Genomic DNA, 646 nt, shown 5'->3' with positions numbered 1-646 from the left:
GCGCCGCAGGGCGCGTTCACCGCTGCCCGGGCCGCCAAGGCCGAGGAGGTGCAGATCTCGACGATCTCCTTCGGCACCAAGGGCGGCGAGATCGAGATGAACGGGCAGCGGGTCGCCGTCCCCGTCTCGACGGACCAGATGAAGACGATCGCGCGGCTGTCGGGCGGGCAGTCCTACACCGCCACGAACCTCAGCGAGCTCAACAAGAGCTACAACGCCATAGAGAACGACATCGGGTATCGCACGGTGCCCGGTCCCGGCAGCGCCGGCTGGCTGCGCCTGGGCGTCGTCGCCGCCCTGATCGCCGCGGCGCTGGCCCTGCTGATCAACCGGCGCCTGCCGACCTGAACGCTCAGGCGGGCAGCCTGCGGTTCAGGAACTCACCGGCCAGGACGGCGCCGGCCAGCAGCACCGCGCCCAGCAGCATCCAGGCGAGGCTGGCGTCGCCCTTCACGGTCTCGTAGCCGATCTGGCGCTGCAGCGTGGAATAGACGCCCTCGAGCGACTCCAGGCTGTCAGCGTGAAACGCCTGGCCGTCGGTGATCTTGGTGATTTCCTGCAGCGTCTGGTCGTCGACGGGCACCGGAATGGTGGCGCCCTCGTACTCGACGGTGCCGTAGGGCGTGCCGAAGGAGATCGTCGAGAT

Annotated in this window: 2 pseudogenes; one reads left to right on the top strand and one right to left on the bottom strand. The window is 68.9% G+C overall.

The window, feature by feature from the left end:
* A pseudogene (locus A5764_RS03790) lies at positions 1 to 348 on the top strand (hypothetical protein); the annotation flags it as partial.
* 4 nt (positions 349 to 352) lie between these two features.
* Here A5764_RS03790 and A5764_RS03785 read toward each other — a convergent pair.
* Positions 353 to 646 (bottom strand): annotated as a pseudogene (locus A5764_RS03785) (hypothetical protein); the annotation flags it as partial.

This window comes from Mycobacterium sp. 852002-51057_SCH5723018, assembly GCF_001667035.1.
GTDB lineage: Bacteria > Actinomycetota > Actinomycetes > Mycobacteriales > Mycobacteriaceae > Mycobacterium.
This window is presented reverse-complemented; position numbering and strand designations above follow the sequence as displayed.